Origin of the sequence: Hydrogenophaga sp. UC242_50, from assembly GCF_042697355.1 — a bacterium.
Taxonomy (GTDB): Bacteria; Pseudomonadota; Gammaproteobacteria; order Burkholderiales; family Burkholderiaceae_C; genus Hydrogenophaga.
Map to the genome: position 1 here is coordinate 5,210,064 of NZ_CP170553.1, position 26,423 is coordinate 5,236,486.

At 68.5% G+C, this 26,423-nt stretch carries 26 protein-coding genes and 4 pseudogenes; 19 read left to right on the top strand and 11 right to left on the bottom strand.

The annotated features are described in order from the left end of the window. Positions 1-118: 118 nt before the first annotated feature. The 13 genes and pseudogenes from fliG (at position 119) to ACFJGX_RS26645 (ending at position 11,356) form a co-directional block, all read left to right on the top strand. On the top strand, positions 119-1,117 hold the full coding sequence (gene fliG, locus ACFJGX_RS26585) for a flagellar motor switch protein FliG (RefSeq protein ID WP_291113495.1): 999 nt from the start codon (positions 119-121) through the stop codon (positions 1,115-1,117). A 13-nt stretch (positions 1,118-1,130) separates the two neighbouring features. Beyond that, positions 1,131-1,835: a FliH/SctL family protein gene (locus ACFJGX_RS26590; RefSeq protein ID WP_382323239.1), complete on the top strand. Its 705-nt coding sequence runs from the start codon at positions 1,131-1,133 to the stop codon at positions 1,833-1,835. A gap of 37 nt (positions 1,836-1,872) precedes the next feature. Continuing rightward, a pseudogene (fliI, locus tag ACFJGX_RS26595) lies at positions 1,873-3,307 on the top strand (flagellar protein export ATPase FliI). Then, positions 3,304-3,768, top strand: a complete 465-nt coding sequence (fliJ, locus tag ACFJGX_RS26600) for a flagellar export protein FliJ (protein WP_382323237.1) — start codon at positions 3,304-3,306, stop codon at positions 3,766-3,768. The pseudogene fliI and the gene fliJ overlap by 4 nt, the downstream one beginning before the upstream one ends. 34 nt (positions 3,769-3,802) lie before the next feature. Then, complete coding sequence (locus ACFJGX_RS26605; protein WP_382327401.1) at positions 3,803-5,089, top strand: flagellar hook-length control protein FliK; 1,287 nt, start codon at positions 3,803-3,805, stop codon at positions 5,087-5,089. Between the two features lie 240 nt (positions 5,090-5,329). Next, positions 5,330-5,902 (top strand): flagellar basal body-associated protein FliL, encoded by a 573-nt coding sequence (gene fliL / locus ACFJGX_RS26610; protein ID WP_382327403.1) that lies wholly within the window; start codon positions 5,330-5,332, stop codon positions 5,900-5,902. Between the two features lie 15 nt (positions 5,903-5,917). Next, positions 5,918-6,922 carry a flagellar motor switch protein FliM gene (gene fliM / locus ACFJGX_RS26615; RefSeq protein WP_382327405.1) on the top strand — a complete coding sequence of 335 codons (1,005 nt, stop codon included), beginning with the start codon at positions 5,918-5,920 and terminating at the stop codon, positions 6,920-6,922. Continuing rightward, a pseudogene (gene fliN / locus ACFJGX_RS26620) lies at positions 6,912-7,333 on the top strand (flagellar motor switch protein FliN). The gene fliM and the pseudogene fliN overlap by 11 nt, the downstream one beginning before the upstream one ends. Before the next feature lie 130 nt (positions 7,334-7,463). After that, the gene (locus ACFJGX_RS26625) at positions 7,464-7,829 is read left to right on the top strand and encodes a FliO/MopB family protein (RefSeq protein ID WP_382327407.1); all 366 of its coding nucleotides are present in this window, start codon (positions 7,464-7,466) and stop codon (positions 7,827-7,829) included. Beyond that, positions 7,816-8,592, top strand: coding sequence for a flagellar type III secretion system pore protein FliP (gene fliP / locus ACFJGX_RS26630; RefSeq protein ID WP_382323235.1), 777 nt, complete (start codon positions 7,816-7,818; stop codon positions 8,590-8,592). Before ACFJGX_RS26625 ends, fliP begins: the two co-directional genes overlap by 14 nt. A 9-nt stretch (positions 8,593-8,601) precedes the next feature. After that, positions 8,602-8,871 carry a flagellar biosynthesis protein FliQ gene (gene fliQ / locus ACFJGX_RS26635; RefSeq protein ID WP_382323234.1) on the top strand — a complete coding sequence of 90 codons (270 nt, stop codon included), beginning with the start codon at positions 8,602-8,604 and terminating at the stop codon, positions 8,869-8,871. A gap of 19 nt (positions 8,872-8,890) precedes the next feature. Beyond that, the gene (gene fliR / locus ACFJGX_RS26640; RefSeq protein WP_291113517.1) at positions 8,891-9,658 is read left to right on the top strand and encodes a flagellar biosynthetic protein FliR; all 768 of its coding nucleotides are present in this window, start codon (positions 8,891-8,893) and stop codon (positions 9,656-9,658) included. A gap of 135 nt (positions 9,659-9,793) precedes the next feature. After that, positions 9,794-11,356: a methyl-accepting chemotaxis protein gene (locus ACFJGX_RS26645; RefSeq protein WP_382327409.1), complete on the top strand. Its 1,563-nt coding sequence runs from the start codon at positions 9,794-9,796 to the stop codon at positions 11,354-11,356. A 24-nt stretch (positions 11,357-11,380) separates the two neighbouring features. On the opposite strand, the gene ACFJGX_RS26650 is transcribed toward ACFJGX_RS26645, so the two are convergent. Together ACFJGX_RS26650 and ACFJGX_RS26655 are read right to left on the bottom strand one after the other, a co-directional pair. Next, the gene (locus ACFJGX_RS26650; RefSeq protein WP_382327411.1) at positions 11,381-11,914 is read right to left on the bottom strand and encodes an RNA polymerase sigma factor; all 534 of its coding nucleotides are present in this window, start codon (positions 11,912-11,914) and stop codon (positions 11,381-11,383) included. A gap of 152 nt (positions 11,915-12,066) precedes the next feature. After that, entirely contained in the window at positions 12,067-12,696 is a 630-nt protein-coding gene (locus ACFJGX_RS26655; protein WP_382323232.1) for a GNAT family N-acetyltransferase, read from the bottom strand. Positions 12,697-12,826: 130 nt separating this feature from the next. Here ACFJGX_RS26655 and ACFJGX_RS26660 point away from each other — a divergent pair, with 130 nt between their 5' ends. Further along, positions 12,827-13,924 (top strand): hypothetical protein, encoded by a 1,098-nt coding sequence (locus ACFJGX_RS26660; RefSeq protein WP_382323231.1) that lies wholly within the window; start codon positions 12,827-12,829, stop codon positions 13,922-13,924. Here ACFJGX_RS26660 and ACFJGX_RS26665 read toward each other — a convergent pair. The 7 genes and pseudogenes from ACFJGX_RS26665 to ACFJGX_RS26695 all read right to left on the bottom strand — a co-directional run bounded on the left by ACFJGX_RS26665 (position 13,903) and on the right by ACFJGX_RS26695 (position 20,701). Continuing rightward, on the bottom strand, positions 13,903-14,226 hold the full coding sequence (locus ACFJGX_RS26665; RefSeq protein WP_382323230.1) for a hypothetical protein: 324 nt from the start codon (positions 14,224-14,226) through the stop codon (positions 13,903-13,905). The genes ACFJGX_RS26660 and ACFJGX_RS26665 overlap by 22 nt on opposite strands. A gap of 280 nt (positions 14,227-14,506) precedes the next feature. After that, positions 14,507-15,256, bottom strand: coding sequence for an AAA family ATPase (locus ACFJGX_RS26670; protein ID WP_382323229.1), 750 nt, complete (start codon positions 15,254-15,256; stop codon positions 14,507-14,509). Between the two features lie 13 nt (positions 15,257-15,269). Then, positions 15,270-16,026 (bottom strand): annotated as a pseudogene (locus ACFJGX_RS26675) (sulfite exporter TauE/SafE family protein). Continuing rightward, positions 16,023-17,123: a Bug family tripartite tricarboxylate transporter substrate binding protein gene (locus ACFJGX_RS26680; RefSeq protein WP_382327413.1), complete on the bottom strand. Its 1,101-nt coding sequence runs from the start codon at positions 17,121-17,123 to the stop codon at positions 16,023-16,025. Before ACFJGX_RS26680 ends, ACFJGX_RS26675 begins: the two are co-directional and overlap by 4 nt. A gap of 62 nt (positions 17,124-17,185) precedes the next feature. Next, the gene (locus tag ACFJGX_RS26685) at positions 17,186-18,175 is read right to left on the bottom strand and encodes a tripartite tricarboxylate transporter substrate binding protein (RefSeq protein ID WP_382327415.1); all 990 of its coding nucleotides are present in this window, start codon (positions 18,173-18,175) and stop codon (positions 17,186-17,188) included. Beyond that, a complete protein-coding gene (locus tag ACFJGX_RS26690; protein WP_382327417.1) occupies positions 18,172-19,542 on the bottom strand; it encodes an amidohydrolase family protein in 1,371 nt (456 codons plus the stop codon). Before ACFJGX_RS26690 ends, ACFJGX_RS26685 begins: the two co-directional genes overlap by 4 nt. Positions 19,543-19,618: 76 nt before the next feature. Further along, positions 19,619-20,701, bottom strand: a complete 1,083-nt coding sequence (locus tag ACFJGX_RS26695; RefSeq protein ID WP_382323225.1) for a LacI family DNA-binding transcriptional regulator — start codon at positions 20,699-20,701, stop codon at positions 19,619-19,621. A 202-nt stretch (positions 20,702-20,903) separates the two neighbouring features. Between ACFJGX_RS26695 and ACFJGX_RS26700 the strand changes: the two genes are divergently transcribed. From ACFJGX_RS26700 to ACFJGX_RS26720, 5 genes and pseudogenes are all read left to right on the top strand, one after another. Next, positions 20,904-21,722, top strand: coding sequence for a dioxygenase (locus ACFJGX_RS26700; RefSeq protein ID WP_382325875.1), 819 nt, complete (start codon positions 20,904-20,906; stop codon positions 21,720-21,722). A gap of 18 nt (positions 21,723-21,740) precedes the next feature. Further along, positions 21,741-22,502: an SDR family NAD(P)-dependent oxidoreductase gene (locus tag ACFJGX_RS26705; RefSeq protein ID WP_382323224.1), complete on the top strand. Its 762-nt coding sequence runs from the start codon at positions 21,741-21,743 to the stop codon at positions 22,500-22,502. A 17-nt stretch (positions 22,503-22,519) separates the two neighbouring features. Next, complete coding sequence (locus ACFJGX_RS26710; protein ID WP_382323223.1) at positions 22,520-23,419, top strand: 3-keto-5-aminohexanoate cleavage protein; 900 nt, start codon at positions 22,520-22,522, stop codon at positions 23,417-23,419. Positions 23,420-23,550: 131 nt separating this feature from the next. Further along, positions 23,551-24,469: pseudogene (locus ACFJGX_RS26715) on the top strand (zinc-binding alcohol dehydrogenase family protein). A 26-nt stretch (positions 24,470-24,495) separates the two neighbouring features. Continuing rightward, on the top strand, positions 24,496-24,861 hold the full coding sequence (locus ACFJGX_RS26720; protein WP_382161853.1) for a cupin domain-containing protein: 366 nt from the start codon (positions 24,496-24,498) through the stop codon (positions 24,859-24,861). 16 nt (positions 24,862-24,877) lie between these two features. On the opposite strand, the gene ACFJGX_RS26725 is transcribed toward ACFJGX_RS26720, so the two are convergent. Together ACFJGX_RS26725 and ACFJGX_RS26730 are read right to left on the bottom strand one after the other, a co-directional pair. After that, a complete protein-coding gene (locus tag ACFJGX_RS26725) occupies positions 24,878-25,384 on the bottom strand; it encodes a GNAT family N-acetyltransferase (protein ID WP_382323222.1) in 507 nt (168 codons plus the stop codon). Positions 25,385-25,420: 36 nt separating this feature from the next. Continuing rightward, entirely contained in the window at positions 25,421-26,395 is a 975-nt protein-coding gene (locus ACFJGX_RS26730; RefSeq protein WP_382323221.1) for a GlxA family transcriptional regulator, read from the bottom strand. Positions 26,396-26,423 lie beyond the last annotated feature (28 nt).

The following is a 26,423-nucleotide window of genomic DNA, read 5'->3' on the forward strand; positions in this document are numbered from 1 at the left end:
CGCCTGCGGCGGGAGGAGGACGGCACCTGGGGCCGGCGAAGCCGGACCCGCGGTGCCCCTGGTCAGAGGCTTCGGCACTCGACCGTATTGTGCGAATCGGGCTAAAGGAATCTGAATCATGGAAGACCAGGGAATCCAGGACGCCGCCATCTTTCTCATGTCGCTGGGCGAAGAGGAAGCGGCCGAGGTGTTCAAGCACCTCAGCCCCAAGGAAGTGCAGAAACTGGGCGAAACCATCGCCAAGACGCGCGCGGTCTCGCACGACCGCGTGGACCAGGTGATGCAGAAATTCACCAGCGCGGCCTCGTCGCAGAGCCTGCTGGTGTCCGACACCGACAACTACGTGCGCGCCGTGCTCAAGCGCGCGCTGGGCGACGACAAGGCCTCGCTGCTGATCGACCGCATCCTGCAGGGCGGCGATGTCTCGGGCATCGAAAGCCTGAAGTGGATGGACCCGCTGTCCATCGCCGAACTGCTGCGCAACGAACACCCCCAGATCGTGGCCGCCATCCTGGTGCACCTCGAATCGGACCAGACCGCCGGCGTGCTCAAGAACTTCACCGAGCGCACCCGCAACGAGGTGATGCTGCGCATCGCCACGCTCGAAGGCATCCAGCCGACCGCGCTGAAAGACCTCAACGAGGTGCTCTACAAGGTGCTGGCCGGCGGCGACAAGATCCGCAAGACCTCCATGGGTGGCGTGAAGACCGCCGCCGAGATCATCAACATGATGGGCACCCAGATCGAAACCTCGGTGATCGAATCGATCCGCGAGTTCGACGCCGACCTGGCGCAGAAGATCATGGACAAGATGTTCACCTTCGAGGACCTGCTCAAGCTCGACGGCAAGTCGGTGCAGATGGTGCTCAAGGAAGTGGCGACCGATTCGCTGGTGATCGCGCTCAAGGGCGCCACCAACGAACTGCGCGAGCTGGTGCTGGGCAACATGTCCAGCCGCGCGGCCGAGGCGCTGCGCGAAGACCTGGAGTCGCGCGGCCCGGTGCGCCTGTCGGAAGTGGAAGCGCAGCAGAAGGAAATCCTCAAGGTCGTGCGCCGGCTCTCCGACGAGGGCCAGATCGTGATCATGGGCGGCGGCGAAGACGAGGCGTTCGTCTGAGGAACAGAACACCATGGCGTCTTCCAAACCCAACCCCCATTCCCGTTTCATCCCGCGCGAGGAGATCGACGGCGTCGCCGCCTGGCACTTCTCCGCCGTGGACGGCAGCGACGACCTGCCCAAGGCCGGCCCGGCCGACGGCACCGCCAGCGAGGGCGTGACCTCCGAGGTGCTGCAGGAAGCGCGCCAGCAGGCCTATGCCGAAGGCTTTTCGCGCGGCCACGATGCCGGCGGCCAGGAAGTGCGCGACGCGCTCGAAGCCACGGTGCGCAAGACCGCCGAGGAAACCGCGGTGCGCATGGCCCAGCTGCTGCACAACACGCGCGACCACCTCAAGAAGAGCGAAGACCAGATCTCGCGCCACATCCTGGAACTGGCCTGCGACCTGGCCCGCCAGGTGGTGCGCCAGGAGCTCAAGAGCGACCCCGCCCACCTGCGGCCGGTGATCACCGAGGCCCTGGGCCAGCTGGTGGACGACGGCCAGCCCGCCACCGTGCGCCTGAACCCGGGCGACCTGGCCATGATGAAGGGCGCGCTGCAGGAAAACATGGGCAACCACCCCGCCGAGTTCGTGGCCGATGCGGCCATCAGCCCGGGCGGCTGCCTGATCGAGTCGGCCACCATGACGGTGGACGCCACCATCGAGAAACGCTGGTCGCGCGCCGTGGGCAACCTCGGCATGGAAGCGGCCTGGAACCCGGGGAACGCCGATGTCTGACAGCATTTTCGGCACTGAGAGCCGCTGGGACAACTTCATGGAAGACGTGCGCGCGAACGCCGCCGTCAAGACACCGCTGGAGGTGCGCGGCACCCTCACCCGCCTGGCCGGCCTGGTGCTCGAAGCCGTGGGCCTGAAGGTGCCTGTGGGCTCGCAGTGCCTGATCGACAACGGCCATAAGGACCCGGTGCTGGCCGAGGTGGTGGGCTTCTCCAACGACAAGGCCTACCTGATGCCGGCCGGCGACACGCATGGCCTGTCCAGCGGCGCGAGCGTGACGCCGCTCGCCCCCTTCCGCACCGTGCCGCGCGTGGGCAAGGCCAACAAGCCGCCCTCGCCCGACGATCGGGGCACGCTGCGCCTGCCGCTGGGTGCCGGCCTGCTCGGCCGCGTGGTCGATTCGCACGGCAACCCGCTGGACCACCAGGGTCCTATCACCAACGTGGACGTCGAGCCGATGGACCGCGCTCCGCTCAACGCCATGGACCGCGACCCGGTGCGCCAGCCGCTGGACACCGGCGTGCGCGCGATCAACGCCCTGCTCACCGTGGGCCGTGGCGCAGCGCATCGGCCTGTTCGCCGGCTCCGGCGTGGGCAAGAGCGTGCTGCTGGGCATGATGGCGCGCTACACCAAGGCCGATGTGATCGTGGTCGGCCTGATCGGCGAACGCGGCCGCGAGGTCAAGGAATTCATCGAGGACATCCTCGGCGCCGAAGGCCGCCAGCGCTCGGTGGTGGTGGCCGCCCCGGCCGACGCGCCGCCGCTGGTGCGCATGCAGGGCGCCGCCTACGCCACCGCGATCGCCGAACGCTTCCGCGACGACGGCCTGGACGTGCTGCTGCTCATGGACTCGCTCACCCGCTACGCCATGGCGCAGCGCGAGATCGCGCTGGCGATCGGCGAGCCGCCCGCCACCAAGGGCTACCCGCCATCGTGTTTCGCCAAGCTGCCGCAGCTGGTGGAGCGCAGCGGCAACGGCCTCAACGGCAAGGGCTCGATCACCGCCTTCTACACCGTGCTCTCCGAGGGCGACGACCAGCAGGACCCGATCGCCGACGCGGCGCGCGCCATCCTGGACGGCCACATCGTGCTCTCGCGCGCGCTCGCCGAATCCGGCCATTTCCCCGCCATCGACGTGGAGGCCTCGGCCTCGCGCGTGATGCACAACGTGGCCGGCGCGGTGCACCTGGAGCTGGCGCGCCGCTTCCGCAGCCTGTATTCGCGTTACCAGAAGAGCCGCGACCTGATCCAGCTCGGCGCCTACGTGGCCGGCAGCGACCCCGAGACCGACCGCGCCATCGTGCTCTACCCCGCCCTGCAGCGCTTCCTGATGCAGGACATGCACGAGGCCGCCACGCTGCCCGAGAGCCTGCGCCAGATGCAGGCCGCGCTGCAGGACGAGAAGGACAAGCCTTCGTCCCAGCGCCAGACCCGCCCCCACCACAACCCCTATGAAGGAAACGCCGGATGACCGCGCTGAACACCCTGAACAAAGTGGTGGAACTCGCCGAGAAACGCCGGGACGAGGCCCTGGGCGTGGTGGCCCAGATGCAGCGTGAGCTGAAGGTGGCCCAGGACCAGATGGACCAGCTGCAGGCCTACGCCCTCGAGGCCGAGGCCCGCTGGGTGACCCGCAGCGCCACCGGCGTGGACCCCGCGCTGCTCATGCACCACCGCGAATTCATGCACAAGATCTACCACGCCGTGGAATTCCAGCGCGGCGTGCTGGCCGACCGCCAGCGCCTGATCGACACCGCGCAGGAGCAGGTGCACGTCACCGAGCGCGACCTCGCCGGCCTGCGCAAGTTCACCGACCGCAAGGTGCAGGCCATCGCCCACAAGGCCCAGCGCCAGGAACAGAAGCAGACCGACGAAATGGCGCTGTCCATCCACCTGCGCCAAAGCCTGGCCCAGGCCCAGGCCCGCAACTGAAGCCCCCGACGACCCCCAGCCCGACGCCGACACCATGACCACCACGCACGCCAGCATCCAAGCGCCCAAGCCCGCCGAAGCCGCGTCCAAGCCGGCCCAGCCGGGTGGCAACGCGCGCGCCAACGCCGACAAGCCGGCCGAGGACCTGTTCGCCAGCCTGCTGAGCCTGGTGAGCGACACGCACCAGACCGCGGCCAGCAACACCCTGCCCGACGGCGAAGCCGCCAACGACGCGCAGGCCGAGGCCGACGACCCGACCGACGACAACCCCCTGGCCGCCCTGCTCGCCTGGGGCCTGCCCGGCAACACCGCGTCCACCACCGGCACCGGCGCGGCCGCCGCATCCACCTCCGGCAAGGCCGAAGGCGCCGCCCGCGAGGGTGGCATCGACGTCAGCGGCATGACCCGCGTGGACGAAGCCGCGCCCACCCTGCCCAACGCGGCCGCGCAAGCGCGCGCCGCCGCCGCCTCGCGCCCGGCCTTCAGCCCGTTGAACCCCAACGCCGCAGCCCCCGCCACCGCCGCCGCCCAGCGCGCCGGGGACAGCACCATCCAGCCAGGCGGCGCTCCCGCCATGGTCTGGCAGCGCGGCGCGGTCTCCAGCACCGAAGCCCTGCAACAACAGCAGAGCGCCCAGTTCGCGCAAGTGCGCGCCACCGTCGCCCTCAACGAGCGCCTGGGCGTGGCCTCGGCCGGCACGGACGTGGGCGCCGGCCCCACCAACCCGCGCGAATTCGCCCTGAGCGGCAGCCCCGCCGCCGGCGCCACGGCCACCGGCCCGGCGCTGGACGGCAGCCTGACCGCCGCGAGCGGCACCGCCCCCGGCGACAGCAGCGGCGGCGGCAACAGCGACGCTTCCTCCCAGTCCTTCACCGACCAGGGCAACGGCGACGGCCGCAACCCGGCCGACGCCCGCGCCGACGCCGAAGCCCCGACCGTGAGCCACTGGGGCACCCAGCACATGCGCCACGCCAGCCTGCGCGTGGGCGGCGAAGGCGCCGACGCCATCGACATCCAGCTCGCCGTGAAGGGCCAGGAGGTGCAGGTCGCCTTCCAGACCGACAACGCCGAGGCGCGCGCCACCCTGCGCGAAAGCGCCGGCGAATCGCTGGCCGACCTGCTGCAGCGCAGCGGCATCCAGCTCGGCGGCGTGTCCGTGGGCTCGCAGGGCCAGGCGCAGGGCGATGGTTCGTACCAGCCCCGCCCGGCCGGCCTGAGCACCGAGGCCCTGGGCCGCGCCAGCCAGGCGGCCGAACCGGCCGCGCGGCCGGTGCTGGCCCCCCGCACCGACGGCAGCCGTCCCCTGGACGTGTTCGCCTGATTCGGAAGCACCCCTGCGCCGCCTGCGGCGTCTCCCCCTCAAGGGGGCGCACCTGGCGGCCCGGCAAAGCCGGTTCCGCGGGTGCCCTGGCGGCGTTTGTGCAATGCGGCACACCTTGCCACCTAGCGACTGAATAACCCCCTTTTCCGGCGCTTATCTGGCGAACGGCGGAGGGAGTGGCGCCCAATAATTCTTTCAACCCCACCCGGTATGGCCGGTGGGCCACATTGAAGGAAGAACATGTCCGCTGCCGCCGCCACCGCCACCGCTGCCGCCCCCGAAGCGCCCAAGAAGAAGAGCAAGAAACTGCTGTTCATCGTGCTCGGCGTGGTCGTGCTCGCGCTGATCGGCGCCGCCGCCGCGCTGTTCATCCTCAAGAAGAACACCGCCGAAGACGATTACGAGGACGATGGGCACGCCCCCGTCGAACAGGCCGCCAAGAACCCCAAGACCGCGCCGGTCTTCCTGCCGCTGGAGAACATGGTCATCAACCTGGCCGACCCCGGCGGCAACCGCTTCATCCAGCTCGGCCTGACGCTGCAGCTGCAGGACGCCGCCACCGAGACCGCCGTCAAGGCCTACCTGCCCAGCATCCGCAGCCAGGTGCTGGTGCTGATCTCGCAGCGCACCGCCGACGAGATGCTGGCGCTCAAGGGCAAGGAAAAGCTCGCCAGCGACATCATCGCGACGATCTCGAAGGAGATGGGCTACGCCGTGTCCACCGAGGGCGAAGAGGCGACGCGCAAGAAGAAATCGAAGGCCGCCGCCAACCCCGTGCAGGCCGTGCTGTTCTCCAGCTTCATCGTTCAATAAGCAGGACGACACGCCATGGCCGATTCGTTTCTGTCCCAGGAAGAGATCGACGCCCTTCTCGAAGGCGTCACCGGCGAGAGCCAGAAACTCGCGAAAGAGGAAGTGCCCACCGGCGGTGTGCGCGACTACAGCCTCTCGAGCCAGGAGCGCATCGTGCGTGGGCGCATGCCCACCATGGAAATCGTCAACGAGCGCTTCTCGCGCAACCTGCGTCTGGGCCTGTTCAACTTCATCCGCCGCAGCCCCGAGATTTCGGTGGGCGCGGTGCAGGTGCAGAAGTACAGCGCCTTCCTGCGGGAACTGGTGGTGCCGACCAACTTCAACATCATGGCCATCCGCCCGCTGCGCGGCAACGGCCTGGTGGTCTGCGAGCCCACGCTGCTGTTCGGCGTGATCGACAGCCTGTTCGGCGGCAATGGCAAGTTCCACACCCGCATCGAGGGCCGCGACTTCTCGCCCACCGAGCAGCGCGTGATCAACCGCCTGGTGGAGGTGGTGGCCGAGGAATACAAGAAGGCCTGGCGCGGCGTGTACCCGATCGAACTGGCCTACCAGCGCTCGGAGATGCAGCCCCAGTTCGCCACCATCGCCACCCCGAGCGAAATCGTGGTCTCCACCAGCTTCACGCTGGAGATCGGCGACATCGCGGGTTCGCTGCACATCTGCATTCCCTACGCCACGCTGGAGCCGATCCGCGACGTGCTGTATTCCAGCGTGCAGGGCGATGCCATCGAGGTCGACCGCCGCTGGGTCAAGCTGCTGAGCCACGAGATCCAGGCCGCCGAGGTGACCATGGTCGCCGAGCTGGCCCAGACCGACGCCACGGTGGAACAGCTGCTGGCCGTGCAGATCGGCGACTTCATCGAACTCGATCGCCACCCTTCGATCAAGGCCCACGTGGACGGCGTGCCCGTCTTTGAATGCCAGTACGGCACCCACAAGGGCAAGTACGCCCTGCGCGTCGAGCGCAACCTGCGTGGCACCGATTTGCACTGGTTGGGAGATTCCTATGTCAACTGAGAGCACCAACACCATGAACGACGCTGTTGCCGACGAATGGGCTCAGGCCCTGGAAGAACAGGCCGCCACCACCGAAACGGTCGCCGACGGCGCGCCCGAGTTCGAGGCCAGCACCGCCCCCCGTGGCCTCGGGCACGAGCCCGATGCAGGACATCCAGATGGTGCTGGACATCCCCGTCCAGCTGTCGGTGGAACTGGGCCGCACCCCGGGTGCCGATCAAGTACATCCTGCAGCTCGCGCAGGGCTCCATCGTCGAACTCGACGCATTGGCCGGCGAACCCATGGACGTGCTGATCAACGGCTACCTGATCGCCCAGGGCGAGGTGGTGGTGGTGAACGACAAGTTCGGCATCCGCCTGACCGACATCGTGACGCCGTCCGAACGCATGCGCAGGGTGAGCAGGACATGACCATGGGTCATGTCACCCCCCGCGTCGCCTTCGGCGCCACCCCCCTGGCAGGGAGGCGACGCCAGAGGCCCGGCAAAGCCGGTTCCTCGGCATCCCTGGACTAAAAACCTCTTCTCCGATCGAGCCCCTCATGCTGCAAAACGCGATGCCCGCGCTGCTTCTGCTCGCCCTCATGGTGGGCCTGGCCTTCGCCCTGAAGTGGGCGCGCCGCCGCCTGCCCGGCGCCGTGGGCCACAGCGGCCCGCCCATGCAGGTGCTCTCCACCCTCTCGCTGGGCCCGCAGCAGCGCGTGGTGACGGTGCAGATCGGCCAGGGCGAAGACCGCGTGTGCCTGGTGCTCGGCGTGTCCGCCGGCAGCGTGAACGCCCTGCACCAGATGGCCCTGCCGGCCGATCTGGTGGACCCCGCCGGCCCCATCGTCACGCCCGCTTCCGGCTTCGCCGCGCGCCTGGCCCAACTGACCCAACCCCTCAAAGGCCCCCATGCGCCGCGTTGAACCCTTGCGCACCGGCCTGCTGCTGGCCGCGCTCGCCCTCTTCGCCACCGGCGCGGCCTGGGCCCAGGGCGCGCCCGCCGCACCCGCCGGCCCCACGCTGCCGCTGATGATCGGCCAGGGCGCGGGCGGCACCAGCTACTCGGTGCCGATCCAGACCCTGCTGTTCTTCACCGCGCTGTCCTTTCTGCCGGCCGTGCTGCTGCTCATGACGGGCTTCACCCGCATCGTGATCGTGCTCTCGCTGCTGCGCCAGGCCCTGGGCACGCAGTCGGCCCCGCCCAACCAGGTGATCGTCGGCCTCTCGCTGTTCCTCACGCTGTTCGTGATGGGCCCCACGCTGGACCGCGTGTACGCCGACGCCTACGAACCCTATTCGCGCAACGCCATCACCTTCGACCAGGCGCTCGAACGCGGCCAGGCCCCCATGCGCGAGTTCATGCTCAAGCAGACGCGCCAGTCCGACTTCGAACTCTTCGCCAAGCTGGCCAAGCTGCCCAACGACGTGACCGCGCAGAACGCCCCCTTCCGCGTGCTGGTGCCGGCCTTCGTCACCAGCGAGCTCAAGACCGCGTTCCAGATCGGCTTCATGATCTTCATCCCCTTCCTGGTGATCGACATGGTCGTCGCCAGCGTGCTGATGTCGCTGGGCATGATGATGCTCTCGCCCGTGCTGGTGGCGTTGCCGTTCAAGCTCATGCTGTTCGTGCTGGCCGATGGCTGGAACCTGCTGCTCGGCTCCCTCGCCGCCTCGTTCTCCACCTAGAGGAACACCATGGATCCCCAAGCCGCCCTCACGATGGGGCAGAACGCCCTCTTCATGCTGCTCATGGTCGCCGCGCCGGTGCTCGCCACGGTGCTCGGGGTGGGCCTGCTGGTCAGCCTGTTCCAGGCCATCACGCAGATCAACGAAGCCACGCTCGCCTTCGTGCCCAAGCTGATCGCGGCCATCGCGGTGTTCGCCATCGCGGGCCCGTGGATGATGACCACCATGGTCGAGTTCATCCGCAGCACGATCCTGTCGATCCCCAACTTCGCCATCTGATCTCGCGATCGGCCGTCGCATGCCCACGTTCACCGAAGCGCAGATCATGGCGCTGGTCTCGCCGGTGTTCTGGCCCTTCCTGCGCATCCTGGCCGTCTTCTCCAGCGCGCCCATCTTCTCCTCGCGCTCGGTGCCCATGCGCACCCGCGTGGGCCTGGCCTTCCTGGTGGCGGTGTGCGCCCAGGCCGGCCTGCCCGAGCAACCCGTGATCGGCCTCACCGACGCAGGCGCCTTCGCCGTCGTGATGCAGCAGGTGATCGTGGGCATCGCCATCGGTCTGGCGGTGCGCATCGTGTTCGCCTCCGTCGAGCTCGCCGGTGAACTCATCGGCCTGCAGATGGGCCTGAACTTCGCCGGCTTTTTCGATCCGTCCACCAACTCGCAGTCCAGCGCCGTGGGCCGCTTCTTCGGCAACACCACCATGCTGCTGTTTGTGGTGATGGGCGGCCACCTCATGCTGCTGCAGGCCGTCGTGGCCAGCTTCAACACCTTTCCGCTCAGCGGCAGCGCCTTCGAATCGATCAACCGCATGCAGTTGCACGAGCTGGGTTCGGTGGTGTTCCGCTACGGCCTGTGGATCGCCCTGCCCATGATCGGCATGCTGCTGTTCATCAACATCGTGCTCGGCTTCATCTCGCGCATCGCGCCGCAGATGAACGCCTTCGCCATCGGTTTCCCGCTCACCCTCTCGGCCGGCCTGGTGGGCATCGCCTTCACCCTGCCCATGCTGGACACGCCGGTGGCCGCGCTCATGAAGCTGGCCACCGAAATCTTCACCGGCGGTTGAGGCGGCGGCGGTGCTTGGTTCCACCACGCCAACCGCCTGTCCGGCCGCGCTACACAAGCGCGGGGGCGCGTCGAAACAGGCCTCAGGGGTCAGCGGCACCTTCGCCGCGCCATCCGCATCTCTTCCGGAGACTTCATGAAACTTCGCACCCAGATCCTCTGTCTTGGCCTGGCCGGCGCCGCGTTGGTGTCTGCCGCGGGCGGCATCGGCCTGCTCGCCGTCTCATCCATGGCCGCCAAGGTCGAGGCCTCCGCACTCTCCAGCCAGGCCCTGCAGGCCTCCCTGAGCGCGGACATGATGCACGACGCCCTGCGTGGCGACGCGCAGCGCGCGCTGCTGGCGGTGATGAAGAACGACACGGCCACCGTGACCGCCGCGCGCAAGGATCTCGATGACCACGTCGCGACACTGGACGAGGCCCTGAAGAAAATCGCCGCCTCCGGCATCGACCCCGAAGCCCGCAAGGCGCTGGACGCCACCCTGCCCGTGGTGCGGCAATACACCCAGGCCGCGCAGGCCGTCATCGGCGGCGCCGCCCAGGGCGCGGCCCAGGCCGAAGCCCAGTTGCCGGCGCTGAACCAGGCCTTCGCCCAACTCGAAGACCAGCTGGAGAAACTCTCGGGGATGATCGAGGAGGACGGTGCCACGATTTCCGAGGCCGCTGCGGCCAGCGTCGCGCAATCGCTCTGGACCATCGCCATCGCGGTGCTGGTCGCCACCGTGCTGCTGGTGCTGGGCGCGCTCTGGGTCGCCCGCCTCATCGCCATCGCCATGGACCAGGCCGTGGCCGCCGCCGGCCACCTGGCCGAAGGCGACCTCACCCGCCCGATCGCGCTGGTGGGCAACGACGACACCCGCCAGCTGCTGGGCGCCATGCGAACCATGCAGAAGCGCATCAGCGACACCGTGAGCCACGTGCAGGACAACGCCGCGCTGGTGTCGGATGCGAGCGTGCAGATCGCCCAGGGCAACACCGACCTCTCCACCCGCACCGAAGAGCAGGCCGCCGCGCTGGAAGAAACCGCTGCGTCAATGGAGGAACTGGGCACCACCGTGCGCCAGACCGCCGACCACGCCGGCAAGGCCAACGAACTGGCGAAAACCGCCTCTCAGGTCGCGGCCGAAGGCGGCGACGTGGTGGGCAAGGTCGTGGAAACCATGCGAGGCATCAACGACAGCTCCAGGCGCATCGCCGACATCATCGGCGTGATCGACGGCATCGCGTTCCAGACCAACATCCTGGCGCTGAACGCGGCGGTGGAAGCCGCGCGGGCCGGGGAACAGGGCCGTGGCTTTGCGGTGGTGGCCGGTGAAGTGCGCAACCTCGCGCAGCGCAGCGCCCAGGCGGCCAAGGAGATCAAGGGCCTGATCGACGCCAGCGTGGAACGCGTGGCCAGCGGCACGCTGCTGGCCGACCAGGCCGGCGTCACCATGCAAGGCGTGGTCGAGGCGATCCGCCGCGTCTCCGACCTGGTGGGCGAGATCAGCAGCGCCACCAGCGAACAGAGCGCGGGCGTGGGCCAGGTGGGCGAAACCATCAGCCAGATGGACCGCGTGACGCAGCAGAACGCCGCGCTGGTGGAAGAAAGCGCCGCCGCCGCAGACAGCCTGAAACATCAGGCCCTGCAGCTGGTGCAAGCCGTTGCCGTCTTCAAACTCAACCGCGATCCGCGCCTGGGCATGCCGCTCGCGGCGTGACCACCGCCACGGTCTTTCGGGCGCTCAGCAGTCCTGCACCAGTTCCCGCACACGGAAGATGCGGGAGCGGACCGTGCCGATCGGGATGCTGAGCGACTTGGCCGCCTGCTCGTAGGTCAGGCCCTCTTCGATGTAGGCCTCGAACGTCGACGACAGGGCCTCGGGCATGGCGCGCATCTTCTGATCGACAAGCCGCAGCCGCTGCTGCAGGGAAACGATGTGAAGGACATCGGGGGCGCCGCGCGTGTCGGCGGGCCCGTCTTCCATGTCCACGAAGCGCGCGCGATGAGCGACGGCCTTGGCGACGTGTTGTCGGCCGACATTCTGCGCGACGCCAAAGATCCAGGACTCCAGGCACGATCGCCCGCCGAAGTTCCGCAGCGATTTCAACACTTCCACATACACGTCCTGGACCAGATCGTCGACCAGTTGGGGATCGCGTTCAAACCGCCGCAGGAAGCTTCTGAGCTTGCCATCGGTGCGCAATGCCAGCGTCGCCAACTGGGCGTGCAAGTCCGAAAAGGTGCCGTCGCCTTCCTCTGCTCGATTGACTTCCACGGTCTCTCCTCTCGGGGCGTTGCTACAAACTTCGCTGCACTTTAGGACGCGACCCGACGCTCAAGGAATGGAAGGAACGGACAGGGAAGAACCACGATCAAGGCGCTTGAAGCCTCCCTCGAACCGCGAACCCGACCGCTTGGTCGAGATTTTTAACAACCGGCGTAACCAGTGGAAACAGACCCTGCGGACGGGTCACCGTTCTGGGTGATCGCGTAGACCTTGGCGTCGAGCGCCCGCTGGTCGTGAACGATGCGCTTTCTGGCGACACCCTCGAACTGCGCGCCGAGCTTCTCCGCCACCCGCTGGCTCGCGACGTTGTCCACCCGGATGACCAGCGCCAGCCGCTGCAGCCGCAGGACGCGGAAGCAAAAATCGATCAGGTAGCGCGCGGCCCACGCCGAAACACCCTTGCCGCGATAACGGGGCTCCACCCAATAGCCCAGATCGGCGCACCGACAGTCCCACAGGATGTTGGACACGGTCACACCGCCGATCACCGCGCCTTCCTCAGTGAAGATTCCGCAGGAAAAAGTGCGGCCGGATGTCCATTCCGACTCCAGTTTTTGAAGAAGCACATGGGCGTCCTCTTCGGACCGGATCGCGTCGGGCCATTCCTCCCACCGCAGAATGTCCGCCCTGGATCGATCGACAGCGGCAAACCAGCGCCCGGCGTGAGTGCGCATGAGAGGCCGGATGTCCAGGCCGGCTGTCGCGGCCTGCATCGGCCGCGTGCACGCCGCCTCGCGCAGCGTGCCCTGCGCGCTTTCCATGTCGATCATTGCTGATGGCCCCTCCAAAACTGGGCAGCGACGTTAGCGTCTGCTCAAGGCCTTGTGCGCCGCAAGCCACCAAACGACAGGGAGGCAATGTGTAGCAGCCACCATCTCATCGTGCGTCACCATCGTCACCTTGCTGGACGGCCTGACCGCCTCGGCCGGCGTCCAGCGGCATCTGCACGCCAAGAAGGCGCTCCAATGCGGACTGACCGAGCTGACGCGGGCTTGGGCTAACCGAGCGGACTTGAACCCGCTCGAAGCCGCCAGGATCCGGGCCCAATGCAATGAGTTGATCAAATCGGCGCTGGGCATGCCCGGGCTGGGCGAAGTCGCCACGCAGCTTGAGGCGGACGCTGCGAACGCGCTCCATGCCTTCATCCAATTCGTTGGCAATGTGCACCTCACTTCCGACATTCGAGGCATCGCCGAGCAGTTGAGCGAGCTGCTCCCGGACGACCCGGATGTTCTGTTGATCCGCGACGAGGCGGGCATGGATGAGTTCATGGCGCGCCTTGGCGAGCGGCCTTTGAATCAAGAAGTGATGAATCTCATTGAGGACCAGAAGGAGGATTTCGCCGAGAAGGAATTCTGGGCGCTGGAAAAAACGGGCTTTGGCCTGTTCACCAATGTGGTGAGCCTGGGCCGAAGCGTTTTCGAGTTGAAGCGCTTTTCCGACACACGCGGTTTCCTGCTGGAACGCAGGGACGCGTTCAAACGGGCCATCGAGAAACTGAAAGGCAAAGCCGGCTCGAAAGTCCTGACGCACCTTTTCGATTCGGTGCGCTACAAGATCAAGTCCAACATCGCGGCCCTGTTCGGCGCCTCCACCCGGCTGTGCAACGCCGTCGGCGGCATCGTCATCAAATCGCTCACCCTCGCCGGCATCAGCTCAGGGCCCGCGGCCGCCGTCATCGCCCCAATCGTCGTGGGCGTCTACGCCATCAAGAACTTCGTCGGGGCCTACTACGACCGTCTGGCCAGGCGCAACGAGTGTGAGGTCACCAACTCGATCAAGATCGCCAGCAACGACACCTCCAGCAACATGGAGAACTCCATCAAGCTGGAGCTCACGGCGGACCTGGAAGCCCTCGCGGGCGACATGGACGGCATCAAGGACTTTGTGGAGGCCATGGGCCATCCGGAACTGTTCGAACCCTTCCAGAAACGGTTCGAGGCGGCCATCAACAAGAAGGCGAAGTTCACCGAACTTCAGGCCCTGATCGACGCCTGAGCCAGCTCTTTGTTCCAAAGCAGCACGGTCACTTCATCGGGGTGCTGCTCGACCGTTTCAAGGCATACCTGGACCACGGACTCGTGATCGAAAGACTCAAATTCCGCCAGTTCCGCCACCTTCTTTTGCTCAATCAAGTCCTTCAGGCCATTGCCCTCATAGATGGGAAATTCTTGTTGATCGAGCTGGCTCAGAATGCCCGGCATCAAGCGCCCGAAAACGCCATTGCTGCTGAACTGAGCAAGGATGTTCGCCAAGTCAATCGGCCGATCATGTCCAAGCTGCTTAGTGAAAGGGTTCATTTCGAGGATCCAGAGTCAAGGTTGGTGACGTGTTTTCAACCCTTCGTTCGTGTCGAAGGCGAGCGTTGAGTGAGGGTGTTCCGCCTTAAGTTCGCGCCTTCCGTCGCTCAAGCGAAGGTGTGCGCCTTGCCACAACCACCGGTTCCCGAGCAATCCCCCAAATCAGTCATTTCGATCCCGCGCGCGATCGCCTCGTTCCAGACTGGCCGGAACGAAATACCTTGGCAAAGAAACCAGATGCGGGGCCTGCGCAGGGCCCGTGCGGGTACGTCGAGCGTGCCTACCGCTCCAGCAACCCGCGCAACATGCGCTGCGGATCGGCCAGAAAGTCCCGCGTGACGCGCACGTGTTCCGTGTCGTCGTAGGCCACCGGCGCCATGCCGTCGGCGCCGCACTGGTAGATGCAGGCGTCCGGGTAGGCCATGAGCAGCGGCGAGTGTGTGGCGATGACGAATTGCGAGCCTTCGTTCACCAGGTCGTGAATGCGCGCGAGCACGGCCAGTTGCCGCTGCGGCGAGAGCGCGGCCTCGGGTTCGTCGAGGATGTACAGGCCCTGGCCGTGGAAGCGCTCCATCAGCAGCGTCAGAAACGATTCGCCGTGCGACTGCTCGTGCAGCGAATGTCCGCCATAGGACTGAATGACCGGCGCACCCAGGCCGGGCTCGGCGTCGAGCTGCTCGATCTCGGTGGCGACGTTGAAGAAGCTCTCGGCCCTCAGGAAGAAGCCGGTGCGCGGCCGCTTGAATCCCTTGGCGATGCGCAGGTGCTCGTGCAGCACCGAGTGCGAGCGGCGCGTGCTGAATCGGAAGTTCTTGCTGCCGCCCTCGGCGTTGAAGCCGAGGGCGACGGCGATGGCTTCGAGCAGGGTGGATTTGCCGGAGCCGTTCTCGCCGATGAAGAAGGTGACCTTGGGGTGGAAGTCCAACCGGTCGAGCGTGCGCACGGCGGGCAGGTTGAAGGGATAGCGCTCGAAGCTGTCGACGGTGTCTCGGCGCAGGCTCATGCGCTGCAGGAACTGGGACGAGATCATGGCGGGCCGGGTTTCAGGTTGAGGCCAGCAGGCGCGGCACGGCGGCCACGAGCATGCGCAGCACCCGACAGGCTGAGCAAGGACAGCACGAGCTTGCGGAACGCGGCCTCGCTCAAGCCCACGTACAGGCGCGAGCCCAGCAGCACGGGCACGAGCAGCGCCACCGCGACGATGGGCAGCAGAGGCCACATGTCGCGCGTGACGGCGCCCGCGATCACGTAGCCGAGCATGGTGAAGGCCAGGGCCGCGAGGTTGAAGTTCTGGATGATGGCGCGCTGCGTGTCTTTCTCCATGCCGCGCAGCGTGCACCACAGCGTGGGCACCACGCCGGTGAAGCCGCCGATGCCGCCCATGAAGCCGCCCGCGAGGCCGGCCACGCCATCGGCCACGCGCCCGCCGCGCGAGACCTTGGGCAGGTGCGATGACATCAGCATGATGGGGCACCAGATCACGAGCACGCCGCCGAGCACCAGGCGGAACAGGTCGGGGTTGAGGTGCGGCAGCACGGCGATGCCCATGGGAATACCGAGCACGCCACCAGCGAGGAACGGGGCGAGCACCTGCAGCCGGAAGGCGCGCCGGCTGGTGACCGCGGCCACGATCTGGCCGGTGAGCGAGCCGAACACGGCCATGACGGCGGCCACGCGCGGATCGATGCCCCAGACCCAGAAGGACATGGCGACCATGCCGAAGGCAAAGCCCGAGAGGCCTTGCACGAAGCCGGCCACGGCCGCGCCCAGCACCAGCAGGGCGATTTCTGGGGTCGTCACGTTCCCATCTCCTCAAAAAAGAAGGCGGCCCACCACCGGGTGGGCCGCCTTCGATCTTGCCATGGCCGCACCGCCGGGGCGGCAGGGCCTTGGGTCTTCAGTTCTGGGTTTCGATCTTCTCGTCCTGCACGAGCTTCTGCCAGCGCGCCACTTCGGTGCGCAGGCACCTTCTGCGCTTCGGCCGGCTCGGTGCTGGTGGCGCCCAGGCCGAGCTTGCGCAGGCGCTCGATGACCTCGGGCTTGGCGATGATCCTGGTCATCTCGCGCGAGAGGCGCGCCACCACCGGCGCGGGCAGGTTCTTGGGCCCGGCCAGCGCGGTCCATCCGGTCACGTCGAAACCCGGCGAGACGGTTTCGGCCAGGGTGGGCACGTCGGGGTAGGTGGGCCAGCGCTGCGTGCCGGTGACGGCGAGCAGGCGCAGGCGGTTGCCGTTGACGAGCGGCTCCATGCTGGCGAGGTTGTCGAGCACGGCCTGGATCTCACCGCCGGCCACGGCGGTGGGCGCGAGGTTGCCGCCCTTGTAGGCCACGTCGATGAACTTCACGTGCTCGCGGCTTTGCAGCAGCACGCTGGCCAGGTGCATGCCGGTGCCCACGCCGGCATGGCCCATCGAGAGGGTGCCGGGTTTGTCCTTGGCCTGTTTCATGAGTTCGCCCATGTTGCGGATGGGTGAGCTCGCGCCCACTGCCACGCCGAAGGGGAAGCGCGTGGTCATGGTGACCATGGTGAAGTCGTTCACCGAGTCGTAGGGCAGCGACTTGTAGAGCGCGGGCGAGATGCTGTGCCCCGAGGCCATGAGGAACAGCGTGTGGCCGTCGGGTTCGGCCTTGGCCACGGCGTTGGCCGCCAGGGTGCCGCCCGCGCCGGGCCGGTTTTCCACCACCACCGGGCTGCCCAGTGCTTCGGCCAGTTGCTGGGCCACGAGCCGGGCGGTGGCGTCCACGCCGCCACCGGGCGTGAAGCCGAGCAGCAGCTTGATCGGCTGGCGCGGCCAGTCGGCCGCCTGCGCGTGCGCGATGCCGGTGGAGAAGGTGGCGAGCAGGCCCGAGCAGAGGCCGGCGAGCAGGCCACGGCGGCCGAGGCGGGGGGATTTCATGCGGTTGTCTCCAGGGGTGGGACGCCGTTGCCTCACTCGCGGAGGCTTGCGGCGGGTGGGGTTCAGTTCTGCACTTCGATCTTTTCGTCCTTGATGACCTTGGTCCAGCGCGCCACGTCGGTGCGCAGGAAGGCCTGCGCCTCGCGGGGCGAGGTGGCCCAGGCGTCGGAGGCCTGGAGGCGGAGGGTTTCAACGATGTTGGGGCGCGCCAGCGTGCTCTGCACCATCTCGTTGAGCTGCGCGACGATGGCCGGTGGCAGGCCCTTGGGGCCAGCCAGCGCGTACCAGGCGCTCACGTCGAAGTCGGGCAGCAGGGTCTCGGCCACGCTGGGGATGTTGGGGAACAGCGCGAAGCGGTTCTTCGAGGTGACCGCGAGCGGCTTGACCTTGCCGTTCTCGATGTGGGCCGCCATGCCCGCCAGCGAGGTGAAAAGCAACGGCACTTCGCCCGCGATCACGGCCAGCGCCGGCGCGCTGCCGCCCTTGTAGGGCACGTGGGTGAGCTTCACGTCCGCGCGCGACTGGAAGAGCACGGCCGCCAGGTGCATACCGCTGCCCTGCCCGCCGGTGCCGTAGTCGATCTTGCCGGGCTGGGCCTTGGCCTGCTGCACCAGTTCCTGCACCGTCTTGAACGAGGCGTTGGGGTTGGCGATGATGGCGAACGGGCTGCGCGCCACCATGGAGACCATGGTGAAGTCGTTCACCGGGTCGAACGGCAGCGATTTGTAGAGCCCCGGCGCGGCGGAGTGGCCCGAGGCCATGAGGAACAGCGTGTAGCCATCGGGCTCGGCCTTGGCCACGTAGTTGGCGCCGATGGTGCCCCCGGCGCCGGGCTTGCCTTCCACCACGGCCTGCTGGCCGAATTTCTCGGCGAACTGCGCGGCGATCAGGCGCGCGAGGTTGTCCACCGGCCCACCCGAGGTGAAGCCGTGGATGATGCGCACCGGCTTGGTGGGCCAGGCGGGCGCGTTGCCCTGGGCGTGCGCCGCGGCGCCGAAGAGGCCCAGCGTTGCCCAGGTGAGCAGTGCGGCGGTGAAAGTGTGGCGTTTCATAAGAAGAACCTCTCCGGTTGGGGTCCGCGCTCGACGGGCCGTGATTGGTAGTTGCCCTCCCCGAACATGCGCATGCGCGAGGCCATGAGCTCTTCGTTGAGCTTCTGCAGCTTCGCTTCGTCGAAGGTGAGCTTGCCGCCGCGCTTGGCGAACTGGCCCGCCACCAGAACGTTTTCGATGTCCGAGGTTTCCGCGTACATCACCACGATGTGCGCCGGGTTGCCACCGGGCAGCGCGGGGAAGATGTTCATGCCGCGCGCGTCGAACATGATGAGATCGGCCTGCTTGCCCGGCGTGATGGACCCGGTCTTCTTGTCCAGGCCGAAGGCCTTGGCGCCGCCCATGGTGGCCCAGTAGAGGGCGTCGCGCGTGAGCGTGGAGTGCTGCGTCTTCGCGGGCCACTTGCCTTCGTGCCACAGGCTGCGGTTGTCCAGTTCGCGCTGGTGCAGGAAGGCGTGGCGCATCACCGAGAGCATCGAGCTGTTGAAGTAGGGGTCGCAGTCGGTGCCGATCGAGGGCATGGCGCCGTGCTTGACGAGGCGCCCCAGCATGGCGGGTTGCTCGTAGTTCAGCATCTCGGTGAGGTTGGTGGCGGTGATGGTGCAGCCCGCGTCGAGCACGATCTTGAGTTCCTCGTCGTCGAAGCAGTTGCCGTGGCCGATGTTGTGGTCGGGCCCGAGCAGGCCTTCCTTCGCCAGGCGCGGGTAACCGTCCTCCACCACGCGCTTGCCCTTGCGGCCGTAGGTGTGGGCGGAGTTGATGAGGCCGTACTCGCGCGCCAGGCGGATGTCGTGCGCGGCCACGTCGTACTCGCCCCAGTCGGGCCCGAGGATGGCCATGGCCAGGGTGACCAGGCGGTCGTCGCTCGAGAGGCGCCCGGTGCGCAGGCGGTGGATCTCTTCGCGCGGGAAAGGCTTCTTGTGGTACGGCACCTCGCCCGGGCGCTCGGGCGGTTTCACCGTGCCGCGCGCGAACACGGCGCGGATGCCGGACTCTTCCAGCGCGTCGATGGCCACGTCGGTCATCTCCGCGTCACGCAGGATGTGGCACCAGTCGACGATGGTGGTGGTGCCGTTGCGCAGCTGGTTCAGCGAGCCCAGCAGGTTGCCCAGGTAGACGTCGCGCACACCGTATTTGGTGGCGAGGTTCTGGTGCATGTTGGCGTGGTAGTCGCGGCTGCCGACCCAGTCGGAGCCGATGCCGCGCAGCTGGAATTCCCAGGTGTGGATGTGCGCGTTGACCATGCCGGGCGTGACGATGCGGCCCTTGCCGTCGACGACTTCGGCGCCATCGGCCTGCAGGTTGGGGCCGACGGCCACGATCCTGTCGTTCTCGATCAGGATGTCGGCGTCGTCGAAGTCGCCCACGGCGGGTCCATGGAAAGAATGCAGGTGTTCTTGATGAGAAGGCGGGTCATGGGGTTCGTGGGGAGTGGGAAAGGAATCAGGCCGGGGAATCCGTCGGCGGGACGGGGCGGGTGGAGTTGCGCACGACCAGCTCGGGCCGCAGCACGACGGTGGCAGGCGACATCTGCCGCCCGTCCAGCCCGTCGAACAGCAGCTGCGCGGCGCGCCAGCCAAGCTCGCGGTGCGGCAGCCGGATGGTGGTGAGCGAGGGGTTGACCATGTCGACCAGCGGCATGTCGTTGTGGCCGGTGACGGCCACGTCGGTCGGCACGCGCAGGCCGGCGGCCTGCAGCGCGTCGTAGGCGCCCAGCGCCACCAGGTCGTTCGAGCAGACCACGGCCTCGGGCGGCTTCGCGCTCTGCGCGAGCAGCTGGGTCATGGCCAGGCGGCCAGCCTCGCGGCTGTAGGACTCGCAGGCCACCACGCCCGCGCTGCGCAGGCCGCGGTCGCGCAGCGCCTGTTCGAAGCCCTGCAGCCGGCCCAGGCCGGTGGGCAGGCTCTGCGGGCCGGCCAGGTGGGCGATGCGCTCGCAACCGGTGCGCACCACGTGGTCCACCGCGAGCTTCATGGCCAGCCGGTCGTCGCTCACCACCGAGGGCAGGCGCCCGGACTCGTCGGCGCGGTTGACCATGACGGCGTGCAGGCCGGCGCCGACGATGAAGTCCACCAGCGGGTCTTCGCGCGAGGCGATGGCGAGCACGATGCCGTCGACCTGCTGGGCCAGCATGCGCTCGACCGTGGGCCGGGCCAGCGCGCTGGCGGCCACGTTCGCCACCATCACGAACCAGCCGCGCGCGGCCGCGCAGGCTTCGATGCCTTGCAGGATGGGCGGGAACACCGGGTTGGTGATGTCGGGCACCAGCACGCCGATGGTGTGGGTGCGGCCGGTGCGCAGGGCCGAGGCCGCGCGGTTGGGCCGGTAACCCAGGCGGCGCGCGGCCTGTTCGACGGCCTCGAGCACCTCGGCGCTGACGGCGGCGCGCCGGCGCGGATCGAGCGCGCGCGAGACGGTGGACAGGTGCACGCCGGCGGCCCGGGCGACGTCGCGGATGGTGACGGGGCCGGCGGGCTCCGTGGCGGAGGGGGAACGGGGGGTTTCGGTCACTTTGAAGGTTTTCATGCAAACGTTTGCCATCATTCTGGCGGGATTCTTTCAAAACCTCAACAGAGATAATTTGGTGCAAACCCTATGCCTCGCCCCACTTTGGGGAGCGACAATAAGCAAACGTTTGCAAAAAAAACCCGCCTTTCCCGCTTTCCGAGAAACCGCCGTGAACCTGATCTCCACCCCCGAGTCCGTGTTGGCCGTGGCGCTGGCCGCCATGGAGCGCACGCCCGACCCCCGCCTGCGCGAAGTGATGGCCGCGTTGACGCGCCACCTGCATGCCTTCGCGCAGGAAGTGCGCCTGACCGAAGCCGAATTCGAGCGCGCGATCGGTTTCCTGGTCGGCATCGGCCAGGCCACCGGCCCGAAGAAGAACGAGGTGGTGCTGGCGGCCGACCTGCTGGGCGTGTCCACCCTGGTGGCCCTGCTCAACAACCCGGGCAGTGCCGGCGGCGAATCGCCCGCCGCGCTGCTCGGCCCCTTCTGGCGTGAGCGCGCGCCGCTGTGCGAGCCCGGTGAATCCATCGCGCGCGCCGGCACCCCCGGCGTGCCGCTGGAGGTGCGTGGCACGGTGCGCGACCCGCAGGGCCGGCCGGTGGCCGGCGCGGTGGTGGACGTGTGGCAGGCCTCGCCCGTGGGCCTGTACGAAAACCAGGACGACAGCCAGCCCGACATGAACCTGCGCGGGCGCTTCACCACCGACGCACAGGGTGCCTACTTCCTGCGCAGCGTGGTGCCCGCGGGCTACCCGGTGCCCACCGACGGCCCCTGCGGTGAACTGCTGCGCGCCCAGCGGCGCCACCCCAACCGCCCGGCCCATCTGCACTTCATGATCAGCCAGCCGGGCTTCAAGGTGCGCGTGTCCCAGGTGTTCGCCGACACCGACGAGAACCTCGACAGCGACCCGGTGTTCGGCGTCACGCGCTCCCTGGTGGGCCGCTTCGAGCTCGATGCCGATGGCGCCCAGGCCCGGCTGCAGCAGGACTTCACGCTGGAGCCCGGCGAGACCGTGTTCCCCAAGGCCCCGATTCCCTGACCTTCCCTCCAAGTACCCATGGCTTTTGAACCCCAGACACGACTCGACGGCAAGGTGGCCGTCATTGCCGGCGGCACCGGCGCCATCGGCCTGGCCACGGCGCGCCGCCTGGCCGCGCTCGGTGCCGCCTGCGTGCTGCTGCACCGGGGCGACGGCGCGGCCGCCGCCGAGCGGGCCGCCAGCCTGCCCGGCGCGCAGGCGCATGGCGCGGTGCGCGCCGACATCGTCGACAGCGCCTCGCTCCAGGCCGCCGCCGAGCAGGTGGCGCGGCAATGGCAGCGCTGCGACATCCTCGTCAACAGCGCCGGCTTCACCAAGCCCGTGCCCGCCGCCGACCTCGACGCGCTCGACGACGGGCTGATCGACCGGCTGATGCAGGCCAACTTCCGCGGCGTGTTCGCCACCATCCGCGCCTTCGCGCCGCTGCTCAAGGCCAGCGGCGACGGCCTGATCGTCAACGTCTCGTCCATCGCGGGCTTCACCGGCGTGGGCAGCAACCTCGCCTATGTGGCGGCCAAGGCCGGCCTGGACGTGGTGGGCGACGCGCTGGCCAAGGCGCTGGCGCCCGCGGTGCGCGTGGTCTCCGTCTCGCCCGGCGCGGTGGAGTCCACCTTCGTGCCGGGCCGGGGCGCGGAGTTCAACACCAAGACCGCCGCCACCACGCCGCTGGGCCGCGTCGGCCAGCCGGACGACGTGGCCGCGACCATCGAGGCCCTCGCCACCACCCTGCGCTTCGTCACCGGCACGCGCATCGTGGTCGATGGCGGCCGCCACCTCTGAATCCCAGCCCCGCGCCCATGAGCCTCTTCAACCCGCTGTCCCAGAAGACCCTGATCACCTGCGCCGTCACGGGCAACCTGGTCAAACCCGAGCAGACGCCGCACCTGCCCGTCACGCCCGAGCAGATCGCCCGCGAATGCCTGGCCGCCGCCGAGGCCGGTGCCGGCCAGGTGCACATCCACGTGCGCGACCCCCACACCGGCAAGCCGTCGATGGAGGTGGAGCTCTACCGCGAGGTGGTGGACCGCATCCGGCGCGAGAACCGCGAACTCATCATCAACCTCACCACCGGCCCGGGCGGGCGCTTCGTGCCGAGCGAGGACGACCCCAAGGTGTTCGCGCCTGGCACCACGCTGCTGCCGCCGGACCAGCGGGTGGAGCACATCGCGCTGATCAAGCCCGACGTGTGCTCGCTCGACTTCAACACCATGAACTCGGGGCCGGACGTGGTCATCAACACGCCGCGCAACGTGCGCCGCATGGCCGCCACCATCCGCGCCGCCGGCGTCAAGCCCGAGCTGGAGATCTTCGACTCGGGCGACATCCATCTCGCGCTCGACCTGATCGCCGACGGCAGCCTGGAAGGCCCCGGCATGTGGACCTTCGTGCTCGGCGTGAAGTACGGCTTCGCGCCCTCGCCCGCCACCGTGCTCTACGCGCGCGACATGCTGCCGCCCGGCGCGGTCTGGACGGCCTTCGGCATTGGCCGCATGGAGTTCCCCATCGTCGCCCAGGCCTGGCTCGCGGGCGGGCACGTGCGCGTGGGCATGGAAGACAACATCTACCTCGACAAGGGCGTGCTCGCCGAGAGCAACGCCCAGCTCGTCGCCCGCGCGCGGGACATCATTCAAAGCATGGGCGGCAGCATTGCCAGCGCGCGCGAGGCGCGCGCGATGCTCGGCCTGCCCCCACGATAAGGAAAGGGAGAACCCTCTTGACCGCACGCATCCACGAAGACACCGGCATCGCGCCACCACGCCCATCCACCGGCACCGGCCAGGCCCTGCGCCTGCTGCAGAAGGCCGACAGCATCGACACCCTGCGCCTGATGCTGGTGGACAGTCCCCAGCGCGTGCCCGCGCCGGGCCACGCGCTGGTGCGCGTGGGCGCGGCGGCCGTCAACCCCAGCGACGCCAAGGCCAGCCTGGGCATCATGCCGCAGGCCGTGTGGCCGCGCACCCCGGGCCGCGACTTCGCGGGCACCGTGGTCGAAGGCCCCACCGAATGGATCGGCCGCCAGGTCTATGGCTCGGGCGGTGATGTCGGCATCACGCGCGACGGCTCGCACGCGCGTTACCTCGAACTGCCGCTGGCCGCGCTGCGCGCCATGCCGGCCAACCTCTCGATGGAAGAGGCGGGCGCGGTCGGCGTGCCCTTCGTCACCGCCTACGAGGGCTTTCGCCGCAGCGGCATGCCCCGCGCCGGCCAGACCGTGATGGTGATGGGCGCCAACGGCAAGGTCGGTCAGGCCGCGGTGCAGCTGCGCCACGCAGGCCGGCGCGCGCGTGATCGCCGTGCAGCGTGGCCCCGGCCCGTTCGCCGGCTTCAGCTGCGCACCGGTGGACGTGATCGATGCGACGGCGGTTGACGTGGCCGCCACCGCCCGCGACCTCACCCAGGGGCGCGGCGCCGACACCGTGTTCAACACCGTGGGCAGCGCCTACTTCGACGCCGCCAACAAGGCCATGGCCAAGGGCGCGACGCAGATCTTCATCGCCACGCACGACCGTGCCGTGCCCTTCGACATCTTCGCGTTCTACCGGGGCATGCACACCTACGTGGGCATCGACTCGCTCGCCATGGACTGCGCCACCTCCACCGCCCAGCTCGACGCCATGCGCGAAGGCTTCGAACGCGGCACGCTCAAGCCCTTCCCCATCGCCCGCGCCTACGACCTGGCCGATGCGGCCGAGGCCTACCGCGCCGTGCTCGGTGGCAGCACGGACCGGGTCGTGCTGCGCCCCTGAACGCCCACCCGCGAGGAGCCGCCGCCATGCACGTCACCCGCTTCGACGAGGCGCCCACCTACGAGGCGCCCAACCACGTCGACATGCGCTGCCTGCGCCTGCAGGGCAAGGAGGCCGGCCCTTCCACCCAGATGTGGATGGGCATGAGCCAGCTGCTGCCCGACGGCCACACCACGCTGGACCCGTCGCCGATCGAAAAGCTCTACTTCGTCGTCGAGGGCGAGGTCACCCTGGTGGGCGCGGTGGACGGCGTGCCGCAGCGCGCCACGCTGCGCGCCCTCGACTCCTGCCGCTTCGCCCCGGGCGAGGCGCGCCAGCTCATCAACGAGAGCAACCGGCCGGCCATGGTGCTGCTGGTGATGGCCAACGCGCCACCGGCCTCCCCGGCATGAAACCCCTGCCGCCCTCTCAGTGGGCGGGACGCCAGAACATGTGCAGTTCGTCGTGCAACACCCCGTCGATCCGCAGAGCGGCGGGTTCACGGCCGAAGGTCTGGAAGCCCAGGGATTCGTACAAGGCGATGGCGGCCATGTTGCCGGCATTGACGCTCAGGTTCACCTGAAGCAGTTCGGGCACCGACCCGGCCAGCGCGAGCGCCTGCACGAGCAATCCACGGCCCACGCCCTTGCCCCGCGCCTCGGGCGCCACGTACAGGCCATAGATCATCCCCTTGTGCCGCAGCTTGCGCTTGTCTTCGCGCCGCAGCGTCACGATGCCGATCAGCCGGTCTCCCTCGAAGGCGCCGAACGCGCCCTGGTCGGGATGCACCGCGAGGCGGGCCGCCGTCGTTTCGGGAGGGAAAACCACCTCTTCCTCATGGCTGGAACCAAACGCGGTGGGTTCCTCGTGCAAGGCGGACAGGCGCAACGCGCGAAACGGGCTCGCGTCTTGAGGAGTGAGGCGGCGGATGTGCATGCGTGATGTGAGGTGGCATTGGGGGTGTGGGGGAGTTCAATGCGGGCCCGAACGGAAGCGGCTGGGCGAGGCCCCGGCCGACTTTCGCATGAGGCGCCGCAGGGCGGTCGCGTCTTCGTAGCCCACCTGGGCCGCCACCTGCTCGATCGTCAGGCGGCTGCGCTCGATCAGCATGCGCGCGCGGTTGAGCCGCACGCTCTGCACGAGCGCCAGCGTGCCCCGGCCGGTGGCGGCTTTGACGTGCCGCGCCAGGGTGCGCGGCGACATGGCGAAGGCCTCGGCCAGCGCCGCCACGTCAGGCGGGTGGGGCAAGGCGGATTCGATGTGTTGCGTCAGGCGGCCGATCAGCTCGTTGCCGTTGGACTGCATGGCGGGCAGCACGAAGGGCGCCTGCGCCTGGCGGCCGTCGATGAGCAGCACGCGGCTCACCGCGTCCGCCAGCGCCGGGCCGAAGCGGGTGCGCAGCAGGTGGAGCATGAGGTCGGTCTGCGCCAGCGCGGCACCGGCCGTGGTGATGGGGCCGTCGGCGCAGACCATGCGGTCCGCGTCCACGCGGCACAGGGGTGCCAGGCCTTGCAGGCGCGGCGCCAGCCACCACGAGGTGGTGGCCCGCCGGCCATCCAGCAGACCCGCCGCCTGCAGCAGGAACACAGCGGAACAGGACGCGGCCACCTCGCCGCCCCGCGCCGCGTGCCGCCGCAGGCCCTCGCTGGCGGCCCGCGCGTCGTCGAGCGCCAGGCGGTCGGCCAGCGCCGAGGCCTGGTCCACCCCCAGGCCAGGCACGATCCAGGTCGAGCTGTCGCGACCCGCTCGGGCCGGCAGGGCGTGCGTCTGCAATTGCAGGCCGTGGCCGAGCGCCACCGGGCCACCGTCGGGCGAGCACACGCGCCAGGTGGGCTGCGGCAAGGCGAGCCGGGGCGCGATGGCCGCCGCCGCGCTCAACACGTCCAGCGTGACGGCCACCCCACTCCCCCAGGCCCCGGGCAGCACGAGAACGGTGAAATCACGCATGGCAGGAATGGCTTGAAAGATGTCGAAA

Excerpts from the sequence above, each read along its gene's own strand:
- fliG (WP_291113495.1), top strand. The coding sequence starts at position 119 with ATGGAAGACCAGGGAATCCAGGACGCCGCCATCTTTCTCATGTCGCTG.
- ACFJGX_RS26590 (WP_382323239.1), top strand. The coding sequence starts at position 1,131 with ATGGCGTCTTCCAAACCCAACCCCCATTCCCGTTTCATCCCGCGCGAG.
- fliJ (WP_382323237.1), top strand. The coding sequence starts at position 3,304 with ATGACCGCGCTGAACACCCTGAACAAAGTGGTGGAACTCGCCGAGAAA.
- ACFJGX_RS26605 (WP_382327401.1), top strand. The coding sequence starts at position 3,803 with ATGACCACCACGCACGCCAGCATCCAAGCGCCCAAGCCCGCCGAAGCC.
- fliL (WP_382327403.1), top strand. The coding sequence starts at position 5,330 with ATGTCCGCTGCCGCCGCCACCGCCACCGCTGCCGCCCCCGAAGCGCCC.
- fliM (WP_382327405.1), top strand. The coding sequence starts at position 5,918 with ATGGCCGATTCGTTTCTGTCCCAGGAAGAGATCGACGCCCTTCTCGAA.
- ACFJGX_RS26625 (WP_382327407.1), top strand. The coding sequence starts at position 7,464 with ATGCTGCAAAACGCGATGCCCGCGCTGCTTCTGCTCGCCCTCATGGTG.
- fliP (WP_382323235.1), top strand. The coding sequence starts at position 7,816 with ATGCGCCGCGTTGAACCCTTGCGCACCGGCCTGCTGCTGGCCGCGCTC.
- fliQ (WP_382323234.1), top strand. The coding sequence starts at position 8,602 with ATGGATCCCCAAGCCGCCCTCACGATGGGGCAGAACGCCCTCTTCATG.
- fliR (WP_291113517.1), top strand. The coding sequence starts at position 8,891 with ATGCCCACGTTCACCGAAGCGCAGATCATGGCGCTGGTCTCGCCGGTG.
- ACFJGX_RS26645 (WP_382327409.1), top strand. The coding sequence starts at position 9,794 with ATGAAACTTCGCACCCAGATCCTCTGTCTTGGCCTGGCCGGCGCCGCG.
- ACFJGX_RS26655 (WP_382323232.1), bottom strand. The coding sequence starts at position 12,696 with ATGATCGACATGGAAAGCGCGCAGGGCACGCTGCGCGAGGCGGCGTGC.
- ACFJGX_RS26665 (WP_382323230.1), bottom strand. The coding sequence starts at position 14,226 with ATGAACCCTTTCACTAAGCAGCTTGGACATGATCGGCCGATTGACTTG.
- ACFJGX_RS26670 (WP_382323229.1), bottom strand. The coding sequence starts at position 15,256 with ATGATCTCGTCCCAGTTCCTGCAGCGCATGAGCCTGCGCCGAGACACC.
- ACFJGX_RS26680 (WP_382327413.1), bottom strand. The coding sequence starts at position 17,123 with ATGAAATCCCCCCGCCTCGGCCGCCGTGGCCTGCTCGCCGGCCTCTGC.
- ACFJGX_RS26685 (WP_382327415.1), bottom strand. The coding sequence starts at position 18,175 with ATGAAACGCCACACTTTCACCGCCGCACTGCTCACCTGGGCAACGCTG.
- ACFJGX_RS26695 (WP_382323225.1), bottom strand. The coding sequence starts at position 20,701 with ATGAAAACCTTCAAAGTGACCGAAACCCCCCGTTCCCCCTCCGCCACG.
- ACFJGX_RS26700 (WP_382325875.1), top strand. The coding sequence starts at position 20,904 with ATGGAGCGCACGCCCGACCCCCGCCTGCGCGAAGTGATGGCCGCGTTG.
- ACFJGX_RS26705 (WP_382323224.1), top strand. The coding sequence starts at position 21,741 with ATGGCTTTTGAACCCCAGACACGACTCGACGGCAAGGTGGCCGTCATT.
- ACFJGX_RS26710 (WP_382323223.1), top strand. The coding sequence starts at position 22,520 with ATGAGCCTCTTCAACCCGCTGTCCCAGAAGACCCTGATCACCTGCGCC.
- ACFJGX_RS26720 (WP_382161853.1), top strand. The coding sequence starts at position 24,496 with ATGCACGTCACCCGCTTCGACGAGGCGCCCACCTACGAGGCGCCCAAC.
- ACFJGX_RS26725 (WP_382323222.1), bottom strand. The coding sequence starts at position 25,384 with ATGCACATCCGCCGCCTCACTCCTCAAGACGCGAGCCCGTTTCGCGCG.
- ACFJGX_RS26730 (WP_382323221.1), bottom strand. The coding sequence starts at position 26,395 with ATGCGTGATTTCACCGTTCTCGTGCTGCCCGGGGCCTGGGGGAGTGGG.